The sequence below is a fragment of the Conyzicola sp. genome (genome assembly GCF_046714715.1).
Taxonomy (GTDB): domain Bacteria; phylum Actinomycetota; class Actinomycetes; order Actinomycetales; family Microbacteriaceae; genus Conyzicola.
In genome coordinates this window covers 1-18,604 of the sequence record NZ_JBKKAD010000068.1, presented here as the reverse complement: position 1 = coordinate 18,604, position 18,604 = coordinate 1, and the positions used below count along the sequence as shown (strand labels likewise).

The 18,604-nt window shown below is 69.5% G+C and carries 15 protein-coding genes; 13 read left to right on the top strand and 2 right to left on the bottom strand.

Going from position 1 to position 18,604, the window contains the following annotated elements:
• Positions 1-83 precede the first annotated feature (83 nt).
• The 6 genes from ACLQ6X_RS05650 (at position 84) to ACLQ6X_RS05625 (ending at position 7,312) form a co-directional block, all read left to right on the top strand.
• Positions 84-1,043, top strand: a complete 960-nt coding sequence (locus ACLQ6X_RS05650; protein WP_411699195.1) for a CU044_5270 family protein — start codon at positions 84-86, stop codon at positions 1,041-1,043.
• Complete coding sequence (bla, locus tag ACLQ6X_RS05645) at positions 1,040-1,963, top strand: class A beta-lactamase (RefSeq protein ID WP_411699194.1); 924 nt, start codon at positions 1,040-1,042, stop codon at positions 1,961-1,963. The genes ACLQ6X_RS05650 and bla overlap by 4 nt, the downstream gene beginning before the upstream one ends.
• 72 nt (positions 1,964-2,035) lie before the next feature.
• A complete protein-coding gene (locus ACLQ6X_RS05640) occupies positions 2,036-4,609 on the top strand; it encodes a transglycosylase domain-containing protein (RefSeq protein WP_411699193.1) in 2,574 nt (857 codons plus the stop codon).
• A gap of 76 nt (positions 4,610-4,685) precedes the next feature.
• On the top strand, positions 4,686-5,486 hold the full coding sequence (locus tag ACLQ6X_RS05635) for an alpha/beta fold hydrolase (RefSeq protein ID WP_411699192.1): 801 nt from the start codon (positions 4,686-4,688) through the stop codon (positions 5,484-5,486).
• A complete protein-coding gene (locus ACLQ6X_RS05630) occupies positions 5,483-6,895 on the top strand; it encodes a diguanylate cyclase (RefSeq protein ID WP_411699191.1) in 1,413 nt (470 codons plus the stop codon). The genes ACLQ6X_RS05635 and ACLQ6X_RS05630 overlap by 4 nt, the downstream gene beginning before the upstream one ends.
• Before the next feature lie 39 nt (positions 6,896-6,934).
• Entirely contained in the window at positions 6,935-7,312 is a 378-nt protein-coding gene (locus tag ACLQ6X_RS05625) for a DUF2255 family protein (protein WP_411699190.1), read from the top strand.
• Between the two features lie 210 nt (positions 7,313-7,522).
• Here ACLQ6X_RS05625 and glgX read toward each other — a convergent pair whose 3' ends face one another.
• Positions 7,523-9,577 (bottom strand): glycogen debranching protein GlgX, encoded by a 2,055-nt coding sequence (glgX, locus tag ACLQ6X_RS05620; RefSeq protein ID WP_411699189.1) that lies wholly within the window; start codon positions 9,575-9,577, stop codon positions 7,523-7,525.
• 258 nt (positions 9,578-9,835) lie between these two features.
• Between glgX and ACLQ6X_RS05615 the strand changes: the two genes are divergently transcribed.
• From ACLQ6X_RS05615 to ACLQ6X_RS05605, 3 genes are all read left to right on the top strand, one after another.
• The gene (locus ACLQ6X_RS05615) at positions 9,836-12,397 is read left to right on the top strand and encodes a phosphatase PAP2 family protein (RefSeq protein WP_411699188.1); all 2,562 of its coding nucleotides are present in this window, start codon (positions 9,836-9,838) and stop codon (positions 12,395-12,397) included.
• 68 nt (positions 12,398-12,465) lie between these two features.
• Positions 12,466-13,128: a pentapeptide repeat-containing protein gene (locus tag ACLQ6X_RS05610; protein WP_411699187.1), complete on the top strand. Its 663-nt coding sequence runs from the start codon at positions 12,466-12,468 to the stop codon at positions 13,126-13,128.
• A gap of 36 nt (positions 13,129-13,164) precedes the next feature.
• The gene (locus tag ACLQ6X_RS05605; protein ID WP_411699186.1) at positions 13,165-13,767 is read left to right on the top strand and encodes a DUF1992 domain-containing protein; all 603 of its coding nucleotides are present in this window, start codon (positions 13,165-13,167) and stop codon (positions 13,765-13,767) included.
• On the opposite strand, the gene ACLQ6X_RS05600 is transcribed toward ACLQ6X_RS05605, so the two are convergent.
• A complete protein-coding gene (locus ACLQ6X_RS05600) occupies positions 13,764-14,516 on the bottom strand; it encodes a FadR/GntR family transcriptional regulator (protein WP_411699185.1) in 753 nt (250 codons plus the stop codon). The two genes, ACLQ6X_RS05605 and ACLQ6X_RS05600, sit on opposite strands and share 4 nt — an antisense overlap.
• 167 nt (positions 14,517-14,683) lie before the next feature.
• Between ACLQ6X_RS05600 and ACLQ6X_RS05595 the strand changes: the two genes are divergently transcribed.
• The 4 genes from ACLQ6X_RS05595 to ACLQ6X_RS05580 form a co-directional block, all read left to right on the top strand.
• Entirely contained in the window at positions 14,684-16,078 is a 1,395-nt protein-coding gene (locus ACLQ6X_RS05595) for an MFS transporter (protein WP_411699184.1), read from the top strand.
• A 56-nt stretch (positions 16,079-16,134) separates the two neighbouring features.
• Positions 16,135-17,877 carry a dihydroxyacetone kinase family protein gene (locus ACLQ6X_RS05590; protein ID WP_411699183.1) on the top strand — a complete coding sequence of 581 codons (1,743 nt, stop codon included), beginning with the start codon at positions 16,135-16,137 and terminating at the stop codon, positions 17,875-17,877.
• Positions 17,878-18,348 carry a ribose-5-phosphate isomerase gene (locus ACLQ6X_RS05585; RefSeq protein ID WP_411699182.1) on the top strand — a complete coding sequence of 157 codons (471 nt, stop codon included), beginning with the start codon at positions 17,878-17,880 and terminating at the stop codon, positions 18,346-18,348.
• On the top strand, positions 18,348-18,604 hold a 257-nt coding region (locus ACLQ6X_RS05580), incomplete at its 3' end, for a triose-phosphate isomerase (RefSeq protein ID WP_411699181.1). The genes ACLQ6X_RS05585 and ACLQ6X_RS05580, both read left to right, overlap by 1 nt.

Below are 18,604 nucleotides of genomic sequence, written 5' to 3'. Positions count from 1 at the left end.
TTCGCCAAGAAGGCGCTCGCCGACCATCTCGCCGCCCATCGCCCCGCGATGACACTGACAGAATCCTTCGAAGGGACCCAGAGATGAACGACCCCCGACTGCGCCAGGAGCAGGTGAACGCGATGCGCGCAATGCTCGCCTCCACCGTCGAGGCGACCGGCGCCCGCGCCCGCACCCGCCCGACCCGGGTCGTGCGCCGCGTCGGCTTCGGCGCTCTAGCGGCCGGCGCGCTCGCCGCCGTCGTGGCCGCGGTGACCATCGTCGTTCCGGCGGGGCAGCCGGCCGACCTTTCCGCCGACGCCTCCACGATGCTGCGCGAGGCGGCCGCGGCCACCGACGACCCCGAGGTGGGCGACGGCCAGTTCCTGAAGCTGGCCACCAGCGCCTCCTACCTCGCGCTCACCACGGTCGACGGCCGGGCCGAGACCACCATCGGCTACCTCGAGTCTCAGGTGCGCGAGGTCTACCTTCCCGCCGACGAGTCGGCTCGGCCGGTCGCGCAGACCACCCACGTCGAACCGACCGTCTTCTTCGGCGAGGGCGCGCAGGAGTTCGCCGCCCGCGAGTGGAGCGGCCAGTCCGACACCGTCGCGGTGCCCGTTGCGCGGCCCGCCGACGCGACGAGGCCGGTCGAAGACCAGTCCGCCATGCCGCGCGATCCCACGGAGCTGCTCGCCTACCTCACCGAGTTCCGTTATCAGGCGGGGTCGAGCGACGAGAACGTCTTCGCCCACGTCGTAGACCTGCTGCGGGCCGGCAACGTCAAGTCCGACCTGCGGGCGGCGCTCTACCAGGCACTCGCGCTGATGCCCTCAGTGGTGATCACCGAGCAGCAGGCCACGCTCGACGGCCGCGTCGGTACCGCGATCGGACTGCAGGGCACCGAGGGCGACACACGTCAGGAGATCATCATCGACCCGTCCACCGGCGAATACATCGGGGTGCGCCTCGTCACCATCAGCGGTTTCGGCGAGATCCCGCCGGGAACGCCGCTCGAGTACACCGCCCTCAGTACCTCCGTCGTGAACGCGGTGCCGCGATGACCCGCGCGAGACGGGTGCCGCTCGTCGCCCTCGCCGCGGCGGTCGCCGTTCTGATGGCCGGGTGTTCGAGCCCGGATGGCACGGCGCCCCCCACCGCGGCCGCCACCGAGTCGGCGCCGGCACCAACCCCCACGGTCGCCCCGTACGACGCCGACTTCGCCGCCCTCGAGCAGACCTTCGGCTCGCGCCTCGGGGTCTACGCGATCGACACCGGCACCGGTCGCGAGATCGCCTACCGCGCGGACGAACGGTTCGCCTACGCGTCGACGTTCAAGGCGCTCGCCGCGGCCGCCGTGCTGCAGCAGAACGACCTCGCCGACCTCGACCGCGTCGTGTCGTTCACGGCCGCCGACCTCATCACCTACTCGCCCGTCACCGAGAAGAACGTCGAGACGGGCATGTCGCTCGGCGCCATCGCCGAGGCCGCGGTGCGCTACAGCGACAACACCGCGGGCAACCTGCTGCTCGACGAGCTCGGCGGTCCCGCTGGTTTCGGCACGGCACTCGCGGCGGTCGGCGACCAGGTGACCCAGCCGGTGCGCTGGGAGGCCGGCCTCAACGACGCCGTACCGGGCGACCCTCGAGATACGACGTCGCCGCGGGCCTTCGCCACCGACCTGCGCGAGTTCGCTCTCGGCGACGCGCTGACCGACGAGAAGCAGACCGTGCTCGTCGACTGGATGACGGGCAACGCCACCGGTTCCGCGCTCATCCGCGCCGGGGTCCCGGCTGACTGGGCGGTGGCCGACAAGTCCGGCAGCGGCGGCTACGGCGTGCGCAACAACATCGCGATCGTCTGGCCGCCCGACTCCGCACCGATCGTCGTCGCCATCCTGTCGACGCGTGATTCGCCCGACGCCACCCGTGACGACGCCCTGATCGCCCAGGCGGCGACCGCCGTGGTCGACGCCCTCCAGTAACCAGAGCCCTGCGGCGTCGCCGCGCCCGGTTCGTTCCGCCCGCGTGAAAACGCCACCTGAAAGGGGTCTCCTTTGCGTGCCCAGAATCACTCCCCGCGCCGCGTGGTCAGCGGTCTGCTCGGCTTCACCGGGCTCTCGGCCGTCGCCGGTGTACTCGTGGCCGTGCTCGTCGCGCCGCTCGTCGCGGTCACCGGCGTCACCGCGACGAACACGGTCGGCATTTTCGACAGCCTGCCCGAGTTCATCGAGATCGGCGCCCAGCCCCAGAAGAACGAGATCTTCGCCATCGAGGGCACCGACGCGGCCGGCGCACCCGTCTACCGGCAGATCGCGCAGGTCTACGACCAGAACCGCGAAGAGGTCGCGTGGGACGCGGTGTCGCCGTTCCTCAAGCAGGCTGCCGTGGCCGGCGAAGACCGGCGGTTCTACGAGCACGGCGGAGTCGACCTGCAGGGCGTGGTCAGGGCCGCGATCGGAAACGCGGCCGGCGGCTCGAAGAGCGGCGCCTCGACCCTCTCGATGCAGCTGGTGAAGAACATCTACATCCAGGACGCGCTGCAGGAGCCGACCGACGACGCGCGGAAGGCCGGCGTGCGGGCCGCGCAGGCCGCGACCCTCGACCGCAAGCTCAAAGAGATGAAGCTCGCGATCGGGCTCGAGAAGCGCTACACGAAAGACGAGATCCTGCTCGGCTACCTGAACATCGCCGGCTTCGGCGGAAACAACTACGGCGTCGAAGCGGCCGCCCAGCGCTACTACGGGGTGTCGGCGCTCGACGTGACCCTCGCCCAGGCGGCCAGCCTGATCGCGATCGTGCAGGAGCCGGGCGCGCGCGGCCTCGACGACCCGGCCGACCACGTCGCGAACCGCGAACGTCGCGACGTGGTTCTCAAGAACATGTTCGTCGAGAAGATGATCGATCGCGCGCAGCTCGACGAGGCCCTCGCCGTGCCGGTCGACGCGACGACAGTGGTGCTCTCGCCGTACCGCAACGGGTGCATCGCGGCCGACCCCCACGCCACCTACTTCTGCGACTACGTCACCACGCTCGTGCCCGAGCTGGAGGCCCTCGGCACGTCCCCGCAGGAACGCACGGCGAACTGGGTGCTGGGCGGGTATTCGCTGTACACGACGCTCGACCTCCGGCTGCAGACCGTGGCGCAGGACGCCGTGGCCAGACAAGCGCCGGCTACCGAGGCGCGGCTGGCGCTGGGCGCATCCGCGGTCTCTGTGCAACCGGGCACCGGGCGCATCCTGACGATGGCGCAGAACACGCGATTCGACAACACGGCGGTCGGGGGCGGACCGGGAACGACGAGCGTGAACTACAACACCGACAGGCAGTACGGCGGGTCGCGGGGATTCCAGATCGGGTCGACCTACAAGGTATTCACCCTCATCAACTGGCTGCAGAGCGGACACGGACTGAACGAGGTCGTCGACGGAAACGGGCGCACGGTGCAGCAGGCCGCGTTCACGAACAGCTGCGCGAACAGCGCGGACGGCGGCGGTGTCGAAGACGGGCCGTTCGGCGGACCGTGGCCGTTCAAGAACTCGTCGGGGGAGCGCGGAAACCGCTCGGTGATGGATGCGACCGCGGCATCCATCAACGGAGCGTATGTCTCGATGGGACTGCAGCTCGACCAGTGCGAGACCAAGCGCATCGCGCAGGCCCTCGGGGTGCACCCCGCGAACAACGTCGACGACCCGTCGACGACCGACATCGTGGAGAACAAACTGGGGTCGAACCCCTCGGCCATCATCGGCACCAACGTGATCGCGCCGCTCACCATGGCGGCCGCCTACGCCGGCATCGCGAACCACGGCGTCTACTGCGCGCCGGTCGCGGTCGAGAGCGTCACCGACAGGCACGGCGCCGTGCTGCCCGGACAGGCCCAGTCTTGCGCGCCCGCGATCACACCCGAGGTCGCGGCGACCACCGTGTTCGCGCTCGAGAACGCCATGAAGCGCTACGCCGGAAACCCCAAAGACGGCACGCCGATCTTCGGCAAGACGGGCACGACCGACGACTTCGACCAGACCTGGCTGATGAGTTCGACGACGGCGGTAACCACCGCCGTCTGGTTCGGCAACGTGAGCGGCAAGTACAACCTCAACCGCTACCCGGGCGGCATCAACAACCGCCACCTGATCGCCAAGCCGATCAACGCGGCCGCGAACGCGCTGTACCCGGCGACGGGGTTCGACGCGCCCGCCGCTGCGCTCGTCTCCGGCCGTGGCGTCACCCTCGCCGACTTCACGGGAGGCACCGCCACCGCGGCGCGCTCGATCGTGGAGGGTGCGGGGCTCGTGTACGCCGACGGCGGGCAGGCCGATTCGGCACTGCCGGCCGGGGCAGTGGTATCGACGTCGCCCGCACCCGGTGCGGTGGTCGCCCGCGGGGGCACGGTGACCGTGGTCACGAGCAACAACGCCCTCGCAGCGGTGCCCGACGTGACGGCCACACCGTTCGACGAGGCCGCGGCGACCCTGGGCGCGGCGGGGTTCACCGCGGTAACGCAGTCGTGCGTGTCGGTGGGTCAGGGCGGCGCCGTCGGCACGGTCGTGTCGAGCAATCCGGCAGCGGGTCTTACGGCGCGGAAAAGCGACGAGGTGCGGGTGGCCGTGGGTCGCACGAGTTGCTGAGGCCGGTCGCCGGGTTCCGCTATTCTTAGCGGTGATCCGGATGACCGATGCGGACTAGGGGACGGGTGGGGTCGCGGTGCTGGCGGAGCAGGTCGACGTAGTCACGCGCAACAACGTCACGGTATCGGGCACGGGACGCCCGATCGTCTTCGCCCACGGTTTCGGGTGCAGCCAGGACATGTGGCGTTTTGTCGCCCCCCACTTCGACGACCACCAAGTGGTGCTGTTCGACCACGTCGGCTCGGGCCGCTCGGACCTCTCCGCCTACCGCCCGGGCAAGTACGACTCGCTCGAGGGGTACGCCGGCGACGTCGTCGAGATCCTCGAGCAGCTCGACCTGAACGACGTCGTTCTCGTCGGCCATTCGGTCGGCTCCATTATCGGCATGCTCGCCGCCAATCGGGTCCCCTCCCGCATCGGTGCGCTGGTGCTGGTGGGCCCCTCGCCGCGCTACATCGACACCGTCGACTACACCGGCGGCTTCTCGCAGGCGGACATCGACGCCCTGCTCGACGGGCTCGACGCCAACTACTTCGGATGGGCGGAGTCGATCGCCCCCGCGATGATGGGCGCCCCCGATCAGCCCGGCCTGACCGACGAGCTGAGCGACAGCTTCTGCAGCACCGACCCGACGATCGCACGGCACTTCGCCCGGGTGACCTTCCTCTCCGACAACCGCGCCGACCTGGCGCACGTCGGCGCGCCCACCTTGATCGTGCAGTCGCGCGACGACGTGATCGCCCCGATGGCCGTCGGGCAGTTCGTCGCCGATCACATCCCGAACAGCGAACTCGTGATCCTCCCCGTGACCGGCCACTGTCCGCACCTCTCCGCGCCGGCCCAGGTCGTCACCGCAATCCGGAGCTTCCTTCCGTGAGCCCCGCCGCGCACGCCGCGGGGTACTTCGAGGCGCTGTTCCAGCACGCCCCCTTCGGATATGTCGTGACCGACAACGACGATGTCGTCGTTCGCGTGAACGAGACGCTGCTGGGCTGGGGCCGTTACGAGGTGCAGCGGGTGGTCGGCCGACCGTTCCGCGACCTGTTGACGCCCGGTTCGCAGTTGCTCTACGAGACGAGGCACCTGCCGGTGCTGGGGCTGCAGGGCTTCGCGCACGAGGTGTTCCTTCAGCTCCAGACCGCGGCGGGGGTGCCGCTGCCCGTGCTCATCAACGCCGCCCGGGTGCTCGACGCCGACGGCGACCCGCACGAGGTGCGCATCGGCGTCCTGGACGCGTCGAACCGGGTGAGCTATGAGCGCGAACTGCTCACCACGAAGCGCAACGCGGAAAGCCTGGCGGCCAGGATCTCCGTTCTGCAGAACGCCTCGGCCGCGTTCGCCGACAGCAACACCGAGGTGCAGGTCGCGCAGAGTCTCTCGTCGATCGCCGAAGACGCCCTCGTGGCGACCGCGGCCTGTGTCGCCGTTCCCCGCGACGGCGGACGTCTCGAGGTGATCGCCGGCACCAACCCGCTCGACGGTCTCATCGTCAACGACACCCAGGTGCTCGGATTCGCCGTGCTCGAGTCGGAACGCCCGGTCATCGTCGGAACGACCGACGACGATTTGAGCAGCTACCCGGCGGTCGTCACGGCGATGCGCGAGGCCCGGCTGCACACGCTGGCCGTGTTCCCGATCATGAGCGACACGACACCCGTGGGTGTGATCGCGGTGTTCTTCGCCCGCGAACGCACCGTCGCCGACAACGAAGCCGACATGGTGCTCTCCCTCTCGCGACAGGCGAGCCAGGTGATCACGCGGGTGCGCGCCCAAGAGCAGATCGCACACGCGGCACGGCACGACCCGCTGACCGGACTGGTCAACCGCGCGTCGCTGCGCGCCGCTATCGGCACCGCGTTGCTTCCCGATGCCCGCCCGGCCGCGCCGCTGTCGGTGATGTTCCTCGACCTCGACGGGTTCAAGGCGGTCAACGACCGGCTCGGCCACAATGTCGGCGACGTGATTCTGCGCGAGGTGGCCGCGCGGCTCACGGCGTCGGTGCGCTCGGCAGACCTGGTCGGCCGGTACGGCGGCGACGAGTTCGTGGTCGTCTGCGACGACACCGCCGGCGCCGAAGCCGAGGCCGTCGCCGAACGGATCCACGCGACCATGCGCGAGCCGTTCGAGGCCGCTCAAGGGCTGCCGCTCAGCGCCAGCATCGGAATCGTCACCCACGAGTCATCCGTCGCGTCCGCCTCCGCCGACGACATCATCGGCGCGGCCGACCAGGCGATGTACGACTCGAAGCGGCTCGGCCGCGACCGCACCACGCACGCGCGGCTGTAGGCACTGGTCGCGGCGGCCCCGTTGCGGTTGGATCGGGGTATGACCGACTGGACGGATTCCGAGCTGGACAGCGTCGGCGGCGCCGAGGAGTTGCAGATCTCCTCCCGCCGGGCCGACGGAACCCTGCGCCCGTACGTGCCCATCTGGGTGGTGCGCACGGGCGACGACATCGTCGTGCGCTCCGCGTACGGTGCGAACAACCCGTGGTACCGGCGGGCCGTCGCGAGCGGTGCCGGCCGCATCCGCGCGGGCGGCGTCGAGAAGGACGTGACCTTCGGGCGGGCCGAACCCGACGCGCACCCCGGCATCGATGCGGCGTACCACGCCAAGTACGACCGCTACGGCCCGGCAATCGTGAACACGGTCGTGGGCGAGCAGGCCGTGTCATCCACTCTTCGTCTGCTGCCCGCCGACTAGCGCGACCCCAGTGCTGCTGCCGCTGTCGGTTTTGCAAACTCAGGAAACCGGATGCGCCTCGCGCCGATCGCCCGCACAATTGCGCGGGCGGGGGCGGTCCCGGCGACGCGACATCCTGAATTTTCGAATGTGGCCAATCAAGTTGCGCCGTTTGGGGCACTCCGGCCTCCCGGGTGCCCCAAACGCCGCAAACGGCGAGCGGCTCGCAGGCTACTTCGCGCGCGAACGCAGCAGCGTGAACGAGCAGTCGCGCACGATCAGGCTGGTGACCGGGGCCGCGACGTGCTGGTCGGGGTCGCTCGACGACGCGAGCTCCCATGCCTCGCCGGGCGCGCCCGGGACGGTGAACTCCACCCCGTTCTCGGCCGCATTCAGCAGCAGCGCGAAGCTGTCGCTGTTCTGGTGCGCGAAGACGAACATGATGGAACGGGCGTCGGGGTTGTCCCAGTCCTCGTCGGCGAAGACCTCGGCGTCGGACCGCGCGATCTGCACCGAGTCGGTGACCCCGTCGCCGGGCGCATGGCGGAACCAGGACGGCCGTAGTGCCGGGTTCTCGGCGCGCAGCGTCAGCAGCGACGTCGTGAACTCGAGCAGCGCCTGGTCGGTGTTGGCCCAGTCGTACCAGGAGATCTCGTTGTCCTGCGCGTAGGCGTTGTTGTTGCCGCCCTGGGTGCGCCCGAGCTCGTCGCCGCCCAGGAGCATCGGCACACCGGCCGAGAGCAGCAGGGAGGCGAGCAGGTTGCGGCGCTGGCGCTCGCGACGCTCGTTGACCAGCTCGTTCTCGGTCGGGCCCTCTGCGCCGTTGTTCGCCGACTTGGTGTCGCTCTCGCCGTCGTTGTTGTCTTCGCCGTTGGCGGCGTTGTGCTTGCTGTTGTACGACGTGAGGTCGTGCAGGGTGAAACCGTCGTGGGCGGTGACGAAGTTCACGCTCGACAGCGGCGACCGGCGGTCGGCCTCGTACACGTCGGGGCTGCCGAGGATGCGCTGCGAGAGGGTGCCGAGAACGGCGTCGGTGCCGTTCCAGAAATCGCGCACGTCGTCGCGGAACTTGCCGTTCCACTCCGACCAGTCGGCGGGGAAGCCGCCCACCTGGTAGCCGGCGGTGTCCCACGGCTCGGCGATCATCTTCACCGGGGCGAGGGTCGGGTCCTGCGCGATCAGGGTGAGGAACGCGCTGTGCAGCTCGGCCGACCCGTCCTGCCGAGTCAGGGTCGTGGCGAGGTCGAAGCGGAAGCCGTCGACGTGCATCTCGGTGACCCAGTAACGCAGGCTGTCCATGATGAGCCCGAGCGCCGCGGGGTGCCCGACGTTGACGCTGTTTCCCGTGCCCGTCGTGTCGAAGTAGGAGGCCTCTTCGTCTTCGACGAGTCGGTAGTACGACGCGTTGTCGATGCCCTTGAACGACAAGGTCGGTCCCATGTGGTTGCCCTCGGCGGTGTGGTTGTAGACCACATCGAGGATGACCTCGAGGCCGGCGGCGTGCAGGGCCTTGACCATGTTCTTGAACTCGACCACCTGGTCGCCGCCGTCTCCGGCGGAGCTGTAGTCGCCGTGCGGCGCGAAGAAGCCGATCGTGTTGTAGCCCCAGTAGTTGCGCAGCCCCTTCTCTTCGAGGTGGCTGTCCTGCACGAACTGCTGCACGGGAATCAGCTCGACGGCCGTGACGCCCAGGTCGGTGAGGTGCTTGATCGCCGACGGGTGCGCGAGGCCGGCGTAGGTTCCGCGGATCTCCTCGGGCACGTCGGGATGGGTCTGCGTGAACCCCTTGACGTGGGTCTCGTAGATGACGGTGGACTCGAGCGGGGTGCGGGGCGCTTCGTCGCCGCTCCAATCGAACGAGGAGTCGGTGACCACGCAGAGCGGGGTGGAACCCGCGGCGTCCGTCTCATCCATTCTTTCCGGCTCGTTCATGTCGTGGCCGAACACGGCCTGACCCCAGGTGTAGCCGCCCTCGATCGCGGTGGCGTGCGGGTCGAGAAGCAGCTTGTGCGGGTTGTGGCGCAGTCCGCGCTCGGGCGCCCACTCGCCGTGTACGCGCAGCGCGTACCGCGATCCGACGCCGAGTTCGGGAACGATGCCGTGGAAGACGTGGCCGGTGCGCTGCGTCAGAGCCGTGCGCGTCTCGCCCTGTTCGGTGAAGACGCAGACCTCGACGACGGAGGCCGTCTCGGAGTAGATCGCAACGCTCGCCGAACCGTCGAAAACGGTGACGCCGAGAGGATACGGACGGCTGATGGGAGTCGTGGAGGAAATGACGGCGTCCATTCGCAAGGGAGCGTGCCCGCGCACGCAGTGGATGCGGCCGAGCGGCCGCTGGCAAAAGTTATCACCGGCCGGCCGTGACGACCGCCGCGGCCGTATCCATTGACGGGCGGGCTGATTCGTGCCAGCAACCCGGCAAATTCACGTCGCGAGCCTTCGCAACACCTGTTGGTTCACCTCGATTGCTCCGCCCGTTCACCGCGGCACGTTTTACTCGGCGTGCTCCACTCGCGAGCGCCGCCCCCACCAAGGAGAACGTGAATGATTTCCGCCATTTCTCACCGCAGGCGAGCCCGGGTGCGCTACGCCGTCGCGACCGCGCTCGCCGCCGCGATCGTTGCCGGTCTGGCCTCTCCCGCCGCTGCAGCGCCGGCCGACGCGATCGCACCGCACCCCGACGCGTGGGGTCGGTACTTCGTCGACTCGGCGGGCACGAACATCACGGCCAACAAGACCCCCGCGACCAACGCGGCGATCGGCCTCCTGTCGCCGATGCTGAAGTACTGGGCCCCTGACGCGACGCCCGTGCCGGCCGTGGATGCCAACGGCAAGTACATCCCCACCAGCGTGGGCACGATCATCGACCAGGCCTTCCACGACGCGAACATCGCCGAGGCCGCGCGCATCACCCAGACCCGCACCTCCGAGCAGGCAGCCGACGCCTACCGCATCGACCGCCGCAACCAGAACTACTCCGCGATCGCCGGCCTCGGCCCCTGGACGCAGGCGTTCACCGACGGTTCCGGCGCCGGAACCACCATCCCCGACACGATCCCCGCCGACGCCACGACCGTCAAGTACGACGACGCCGGAAACGCGAACGGCCGGTGGGCCGAACCGGCCTCGCCGCTCGGACCCGTCGTCTCGCTGGTCGACAAGTTCCGTGCCAGCGACGCGTCGACCAACCCGTCGAAGGCGTACTACAACTACGCCCGCCCGTTCCGTTGGAGCACCGACGTCAGCATCCTGCCCACCCTCGAGCCGGTGAAGAAGTCCGACGCCGACGCCTTCGGTGACGGCGGCTACCCGAGCGGTCACACCAACGCGGCCTGGCTCGCAAGCTACGCGCTCGCGTACTCGGCCCCCGAACGGTTCCAAGAGCTGCTCACCAACGCCTCGGAGATCGGCAACAGCCGAATCGTCGCGGGCATGCACTCGCCCGCCGACGTGATCGGCGGCCGGATGATGTCGACCGGCGTGTCCGCCGCGGTGCTCAACAACCCCGCCAACGCCACCCTCAAGGCCCAGGCCCGCGCCAACGCCGCGGCTCTGCTGGCGACGCCGGGCACCGGTGCCGACCCGTACGCCGACCACGCGGTCAACGCCGCCGAGTACCTCGAGCGCCTCACCTACGGCCTTCCCCGCACGGGCGACACCACGCTTCCCGTGGTCGTCCCGAAGGGCGCCGAAGTGCTGATCGAGTCGCGCCTGCCCTACCTGAGCGCCGACCAGCGCCGCTGGGTGCTGCAGTCGACCGGTCTCGGTTCCGGCTACGCCCTGCTCGACGACGCCGAGGGTTGGGGCCGCCTGAACCTGTACGCGGCCGCCGACGGATATTCGGCGTTCGACACGGACGTGACGGTGAACATGGATGCCACGGCAGGCGGCTTCAGCGCCGCCGACACCTGGCGCAACGACATCGACGGAGCGGGATCGCTCACCAAGCAGGGAACCGGAGCACTGACCCTCACGGGCGCGAACTCGTTCGCCGGCGGCATGACCGTCGAAAACGGAACCGTCACCGCGGCGTCGGCCACCGCGCTGGGCACCGGCTCGCTCACGCTGGTCGACGGAGTGCTGTCGGAGTCGGTCGCCGCACCGGTGCTCGTGCCGGGCAACCTCACCCTGCAGTCCGCGGGCGAGCTCGACCTGACCGTGGGCGCGAACACCCCCGCACTCTCGGTGGGCGGCGTCGCCTCGTTCGACGGCGCGCTCTCCGTGGCACTCGCCTCGGGCTTCGTTCCCGCCGACGACCTCGTCATCGCCACCTTCGGCACTCTGGGTGCGGGCAAGAAGTTCGCGTCCGTGCGCGTCGACGGTCTGCCGGCGGGCTACACGCCCACCATCGAGATCCGCGACGGCGCCGTGCACCTCGTCAACGCGACACCGGTTCTCGGAGCGCTCACGGCCGGTACCCCGGCCATCACCGGTTCGGCTGTCGCGGGTGAGGTTCTCACCGTCACCCCCGGCACGTGGGGACCGGCGCCCGTCACCCTCGCGTACCAGTGGTTCCGCGGGTCGACCCCGATCGACGGTGCCACGCGCGCCGAGTACTCGGCCACCGCAGCCGACGTCGGCCAGGTTCTGACCGCGACCGTGACCGGGTCGAAGACCGGGTTCGCCCCGCAGACCCGCGCCGCGACCACGGCGGGCGCGGTCGTCGCCGCACTGTCGATCAGCGACAGCTCGGTGAAGGCCGGCGACCCGATCTCCGTGTCGGGCAAGGGATTCACCCCGGGTGAGACCGTGCGGATCGAGCTGCGGTCGACCCCCGTCGTCATCGGCACGGTGACGGCCGATCAGCGGGGCGCGTTCAGCGCCCGGGTGTTCATCCCCGCCGATGCGGTCGGCGGCGCACACACGATCGTGGCGATCGGAAGCGAGAGCGCGATCACCGTGTCTGTCGCCATCAATGTCACGGCGCTCGCGGTCACCCCCATTTCGGCTGCGGCGCGAGCCGCGGCGGGGGTACTCGCTTCGACCGGTGGCACGCTGCCGTTCGCGGTCCTCTACTCGGCCCTCGGCCTGCTCGTGCTCGGGGCGGGTGCTCTCGTCGTCCGCGCGCGGATGACGCACGTTCGCCGCTCGGGTGCGAACGACTAGCACCGAAGAGCAGATCAAGCTGTGAGTCTGGGGACGGCGCCGTCGGGCGCCGTCCCTAGACTTCAGCGGTGGCCAAGAAACTCGCAACGCACCCGCCCCGCATCGACCCTCTCCGCCTCGGCGAACTAGCCGCGGGAGACGCCGACGAGCTGCGGCCCCAGGGCCGCTACGAAGGGCTGCGGTTCCAGGGGATCGACCTGAGCGGACGCGACCTCGGCGGCATCGAGTTCACCGAGTGCGCGCTCGACGACGTGCAGGCCCACGCCACCGGTTTCCGCGCCGCCACGTTCTCCGAGGTCGAGTTCTCGAGGTTCAACGCGCCCGTCCTCGCCGCGCCACGCTCGCGGTGGCGCGACGTGACGATGGACGGCTCGCGCGTCGGATCGGCCGAGCTGTACGAGTCGTACATCAACTCGGCACGGTTCTCGGGCAGCAAGCTCGGATTCGTCAACGCGCGCGGGGCGCAGCTTCTCGATGTCGCGTTCGACGGATGCACCATCGACGAGCTCGACCTCAGCGGGGCATCCCTGACCCGGGTGTCGTTCACCGATACGACGGTGCGCAGCCTGAGCCTCGCCGGCGCGAAGCTCACCCACGTCGACCTGCGCGGTGCCGAGTTCGCGCAGATCGACGGCTTCGAATCGCTCAGCGGAGCGACGCTGAGCGGCTACCAGGTCGGCACCCTCGCGGCGTCGTTCGCCGCCCACCTCGGCATCGTCGTCGACGACTGAGAGACGTGCCCGCGAGCGCGTTCTAGGCTGGTGACCATGGTGAAGAACGAGCCGGGGGACGCCCGGCTGAACGTCGCCCGCTATCAGGTCGACAGGCTGGCCGGAGAGTCCGGCGAGAACGTCGAGACCGAAGCCGACACCAACGAAGCCGGCCAGTCGATGATGGAGGCGCGGGCGCAATACGTCGAGATCACCATCCAGCAGGCCATCCGTCGCGGGGATTTCGACAACCTGCCCGGTGCGGGCAAGCCGATCGAGGGGCTGACCACCCATGATCCCGACTGGTGGATCCGCCGCAAGATCGAGCGCGAGAAGATCACCGGTCTCGGCCCGCCCGCGCTTACGTTGCGCACCGAGAACGCTGAGCTCGACGCCCGCATCGACGCGACCGGCACCGAAGAGGGCGTGCGTGCGCTGCTCGACGATTTCAACAAGCGGGTCGTCACCGCGCGGCGCCAGTTGCAGGGCGGTCCGCCGGTCGTCACGCCGACGCGCGACGTGGGGGCAGAGCTCGAGGCGTGGCGTGAGCGCCGGGCCGTCAGGCGTGCCGCGGCCGAGGCGCGACGGCAGAGCGAGGCCGCCGAACTCGCCGCGATGACCTGGCGTGAGCGGCGCCGGGCGAAGCGGGCGCGGGGCTAGCTGTCGTCGGCGTGGGTCGAGACCTCGCCGGCGAGACGCACGGCGGCCGTGCGCATGTGCGCGGCCATGGCCGCAGCCGCGGCATCCGGATCTCTCGCGGCGATGGCCTCGTAGACCGCCGCATGCTCCTCGATCGCCTGTCGCGCGTGGTCGTCGTCTTGCACGGCACGGTCGGACCACACCCGCAGCAACGACCGGATGCTCTGCAGCAGGTCGAGCAGCACGGCGTTGTCGGTGCTGCGGGCCAGTTCGAGATGGAACTGCAGGTCGGCCTCGACGAAGCGTCGAAGATCTGCGGATGACGCGCGCATTTCTTCCACGTGGGTGCGCATGATCTCGATCGACTCGTCGCTCATGCGCTCGGTGGCGAGCCGCGCGGCGTAGGTCTCGAGGGCGCCACGCACCTCGACCAGCTCGACGGTGTGGGTGCGGCTGAGCATCATGCCCCAGCTGAGCGTCTGGGGGAGGAGCTCGCTGGCATTGCCGCGCAGGTAGGTTCCCGAGCCGGGGCGCACGTCGACGACGCCGAGGATCTCGAGGGCCGCGAGCGCTTCACGCACCGCAGAGCGGCCCACCCCCAGGCTCGTGGCCAGCTGGCGCTCGGGAGGCAGCCGGGTGCCGGGCGAGATCGACTCCTGAGTGAACAGTTCGAGCAGGCGTTTTGCCACGGCCGACGCCGCGGAGCCCGACCCCATCGCCCCGAGCGCGGCGCTGATGTCCTCGGTCGCACTGGCGGGGTAGACGGGCATTCACACACGGTACCAAACAGTGGCAGGCTGCCCGGCCCGTCGCTGAGGAATCGGCAAATTGGTCAACCGGTTGACAGATCGAGGTGGATAGCTGAAACTGTTTACGCGCCGAGGTGTTCCTCGATCGCCGTAAACAACGACGTTCACCCCCAAGTCAAGGAGTCATAGTGGACACCCTCACCCCCCAGGCGCCACCGCAGTCAGCGGTCGAGAAATCCGCCATCCGCAAGGTCTCCATCCGGCTCGTGCCGTTCGTGGCGCTGATGTTCTTCATCAACTACCTCGACCGCTCGGCCATCGGATTCGCCGGTCCGAACGGCATGAACGACGACCTCGCACTCACGGTCACCCAGGTCGGCTTCGCGTCCGGCGTGTTCTTCATCGGCTACATCCTGTTGGAGGTGCCGTCGAACCTCGCCCTGGCTCGCTTCGGCGCCCGCCGCTGGCTCGCGCGCATCATGGTCACCTGGGGCATCGTCGCTGTGCTGTTCACCTGGGTCGGCAGCTTCGAGCACCTCGCGATCCTGCGCTTCGCGCTGGGTGTCGCCGAGGCCGGCTTCTTCCCCGGAGCGATCCTGTTCCTCAGCCTGTGGGTGCCCTCGCGCCACCGCGGCAAGATCCTCGCCCTCTTCTACCTGGCTCAGCCGCTCAGCACCGTCATCGGCGCCCCGCTCGCCGGCCTCCTCATTGGAGCCGACGGGTTCCTCGGCCTCGAAGGCTGGCGTGTGATGTTCCTCGGTGTCGGCGCACCTGCGATCATCGTCGGAATCATCGCGTGGTTCTACCTGAAGGACAAGCCGAGCGACGCCAAGTGGCTAACCCGCGAAGAGCAGGAATGGCTCACCGTCGAACTCGCCGCGGAGAAGACCAAGACCGAGTCGCTGAATGTCGTCAAGGGCAAGCAGCACGGCGGCCTGCGCACCGCGTTCTCGAGCGGCCGCGTGTGGACCCTCGCGTTCATCTATTTCGGCTTCATCTACGGCCTCTACACGCTGGCCTTCTTCCTGCCGACGATCATCGCCGGCTTTCAGGAGATCTATGACGTCGAGTACGACGTGTTCCAGCGCGGGCTCATCACGGCGATCCCCTACGTGCCCGCCGCGTTCGCCCTCTGGTTCTGGACGAAGGACGTCTCGAAGCGCGGTCTGAAGACCTGGCACATCGCCGGTCCGGCGGTCGTCGCCGCCCTGACCATCCCGCTGGCCCTGTTCGCTGGTTCGCCGGCGCTCACCATCGCGATCATCGCCCTCACCGCCATGGCCATCTTCGCCGTGCTTCCCAACTTCTGGACCCTGCCCACGCAGTTCCTGACGGGAGCGGCCGCGGCCGCCGGGGTCGCGCTGATCAACACGATCGGTAACCTCGCCGGCTTCGGAGCCCCGTACATCACCGGTGCCGTGGCCGACGCGACCAAGGACGCGGACGGAAATCCGCAGTACTTCGTTCCGATGGCCATCGTCGGCTTCTTCATGCTGGTTTCGGCCGTGCTGATGGTGCTGCTCTCCCGCGCCAAGAAGATCGTGCCGGTCGACGGCACGCCCGTCGCCACCGTCGCCCACTAGTACCCAGGGGCGGCCGCACTTGTCGACCGCCCCTCCCCATCTCTCTGGAGCTCGCCATGACCCGCCTGTTCAACGATCCGACAGCCTTCGCCGATGAAATGATCGACGGCTTCGTCGTCGCCAACCACCTGCAGGTGCGACGCGTCTCCGGCGGCGTCGTGCGCTCCACCCGCTCGACCCCCGACACCGTGGCCGTCGTCATCGGCGGGGGATCCGGCCACTACCCCGCGTTCGGCGGGCTCGTCGGCCAGGGCCTCGCCCACGGCGCGGCCATGGGCAACCTGTTCGCCTCGCCCTCCGCCCAGCAGGTGTACTCCGTGTCGACCGCCGCGAACAACGGGGGCGGCGTGCTGCTCAGCTACGGCAACTACGCCGGGGACGTGCTGCACTTCACCCAGGCCCAGGAGAAGCTGCGCGGCGAAGGCGTCGACTGCCGCACGGTCGTCGTCACCGACGACATCGCGAGCGCGTCGGTCGCCGAGAAGCACAAGCGCCGGGGGATCGCCGGTGACCTCACCGTCTTCAAGGCCGCCGCCGCGGCATCCGAAGCCGGCTATTCCCTCGACGAGGTCGAGCGCGTCGCGAAGCTCGCGAACGAGCGCACCCGCAGCATCGGTGTCGCATTCACCGGCTGCACGCTGCCCGGCGCCGACACTCCGCTGTTCACCGTGCCCGAGGGGCGCATGGCGGTGGGCATGGGCATCCACGGCGAGCCCGGGCTGCGCGAGACCGACGTCCCCTCCGCCGACGGCCTCGCCGAGCTGCTCGTCTCCGAACTGCTGGCCGAACTGCCCGACGGTGTCGACGACGCCCGCGGCCAGCGCGTCGGCGTCATCCTCAACGGTCTCGGCTCTGTCAAGTACGAAGAGCTGTTCGTGGTCTACCGCCGCGTGGCGGCGCTGCTCGAGCAGGCCGGCCTCACGGTCGTCGACCCCGAGGTCGGCGAACTGGTCACGAGCTTCGACATGGCGGGCGTCTCGCTCACCCTGTTCTGGCTCGACGACGAACTCGAGACGTTCTGGCGGGCGCCCGCCGACACCCCCGCCTACCGCAAGGGCTCGGTCGGTGCATCCGAACAGATGGATGCGGCCGACATGCACGACTCCGTCGAGTCCACCGTGGAGATCACCCCGGGCAGCGCCGAATCGCAGGAGGCCGCCGTCACCGCGCTCGCCGCGATCGAGGCCCTGCTCGACGTCATCGAAGAGAACGCCGACGAACTCGGCCGCATCGACGCGGTCGCCGGCGACGGCGACCACGGTGTCGGCATGCAGCGCGGAGCCCGCGCCGCGGCGGCAGCGGCTCGCACCGCGAAGGTTGGCGGTGCCGGCGTCGAGACGGTTCTCGTCTCGGCCGCCGACGCCTGGGCAGACCGTGCCGGCGGAACCTCCGGAGCGCTGTGGGGCGTCATGCTGCGCGCCCTCGCCACGCAGCTGGGCGACACGGATGCCCCGACCGCGGCGACGGTCTCGGCCGGTGTCGGCGCGGCCCGCGACGGCATCCAGAGCTTCGGCAAGGCCGAGGTCGGCGACAAGACCATGGTCGACGCGATCGTGCCCTTCGCCGACAGCCTCGCGATCGCGGTGGCCGGTGGCGCAGGACTGTCCGCGGCCTGGGCCGCCGCCGCCGACGTCGCCACCGACGCGGCCGTCGCGACGGCGCAGCTGCTGCCCCGCATGGGCCGCGCCCGCCCCCACGCCGAGAAGAGCCTCGGCACTCCCGACGCGGGAGCCCACTCGTTCGCACTCATCGTGCAGGCAGTCGCCGCGGTCTTCGCGGCAGAGAATGGAGAGAACTGAATGTCTGACAAACTTCGCATCGCCCTCGGCAGCGACGACGCCGGTTTCGACTACAAGGAGATCGTCAAGAAGGATCTCGAACTCAGCGAACTCGTCGAGTTCGTCACCGACGTGGGCGTGAACGCCGACGGCCACACCGCCTACCCGAAGGTCGCCATCGCGGCCGCCGAGCTCGTCGCGGCCGGTGAGGCCGACCGCGCCCTGCTGTTCTGCGGCACCGGTCTCGGCGTCGCGATCTCGGCGAACAAGGTCAAGGGCATCCGCGCCGTCACCGCGCACGACAGCTTCTCGGTCGAGCGCGCCGTGCTAAGCAACAATGCGCAGGTGCTCACCATGGGCCAGCGCGTGGTCGGCATCGAGCTGGCCCGCCGCCTCGTGCGCGAGTGGTTGACCTACCGGTTCGACGAGACCAGCGCCTCGGCCGACAAGGTGCGCGTCCTCGACGAGTACGAGACCACCGGCAGCTGCTGATGACCGCCCCTGTCACCGTCGGCGTGAGCCTGAAGATGTACTTCGGGCATCGCCAGTCGCTCGATTGGTGCGCCGGCGTCGCCGAACTTGCCCATTCACACCCCGCCGTTGTCTCGGGCGCCGTCGAGCTCTTCGTCATCCCCGGCTACCTCGCGGTTCCCGCGGCCGTCGAGATCCTCGAGGGCAGCCGCGTCGTCGTCGGCGCGCAAGACCTCGCCTCGGCCGATTCCGGCGCGTTCACTGGCGAGGTCAGCGG

Coding starts and splice junctions, on each gene's coding strand:
- ACLQ6X_RS05650 (WP_411699195.1), top strand. CDS start 84: ATGAACGACCCCCGACTGCGCCAGGAGCAGGTGAACGCGATGCGCGCA.
- bla (WP_411699194.1), top strand. CDS start 1,040: ATGACCCGCGCGAGACGGGTGCCGCTCGTCGCCCTCGCCGCGGCGGTC.
- ACLQ6X_RS05625 (WP_411699190.1), top strand. CDS start 6,935: ATGACCGACTGGACGGATTCCGAGCTGGACAGCGTCGGCGGCGCCGAG.
- glgX (WP_411699189.1), bottom strand. CDS start 9,577: ATGGACGCCGTCATTTCCTCCACGACTCCCATCAGCCGTCCGTATCCT.
- ACLQ6X_RS05615 (WP_411699188.1), top strand. CDS start 9,836: ATGATTTCCGCCATTTCTCACCGCAGGCGAGCCCGGGTGCGCTACGCC.
- ACLQ6X_RS05605 (WP_411699186.1), top strand. CDS start 13,165: ATGGTGAAGAACGAGCCGGGGGACGCCCGGCTGAACGTCGCCCGCTAT.
- ACLQ6X_RS05600 (WP_411699185.1), bottom strand. CDS start 14,516: ATGCCCGTCTACCCCGCCAGTGCGACCGAGGACATCAGCGCCGCGCTC.
- ACLQ6X_RS05590 (WP_411699183.1), top strand. CDS start 16,135: ATGACCCGCCTGTTCAACGATCCGACAGCCTTCGCCGATGAAATGATC.
- ACLQ6X_RS05585 (WP_411699182.1), top strand. CDS start 17,878: ATGTCTGACAAACTTCGCATCGCCCTCGGCAGCGACGACGCCGGTTTC.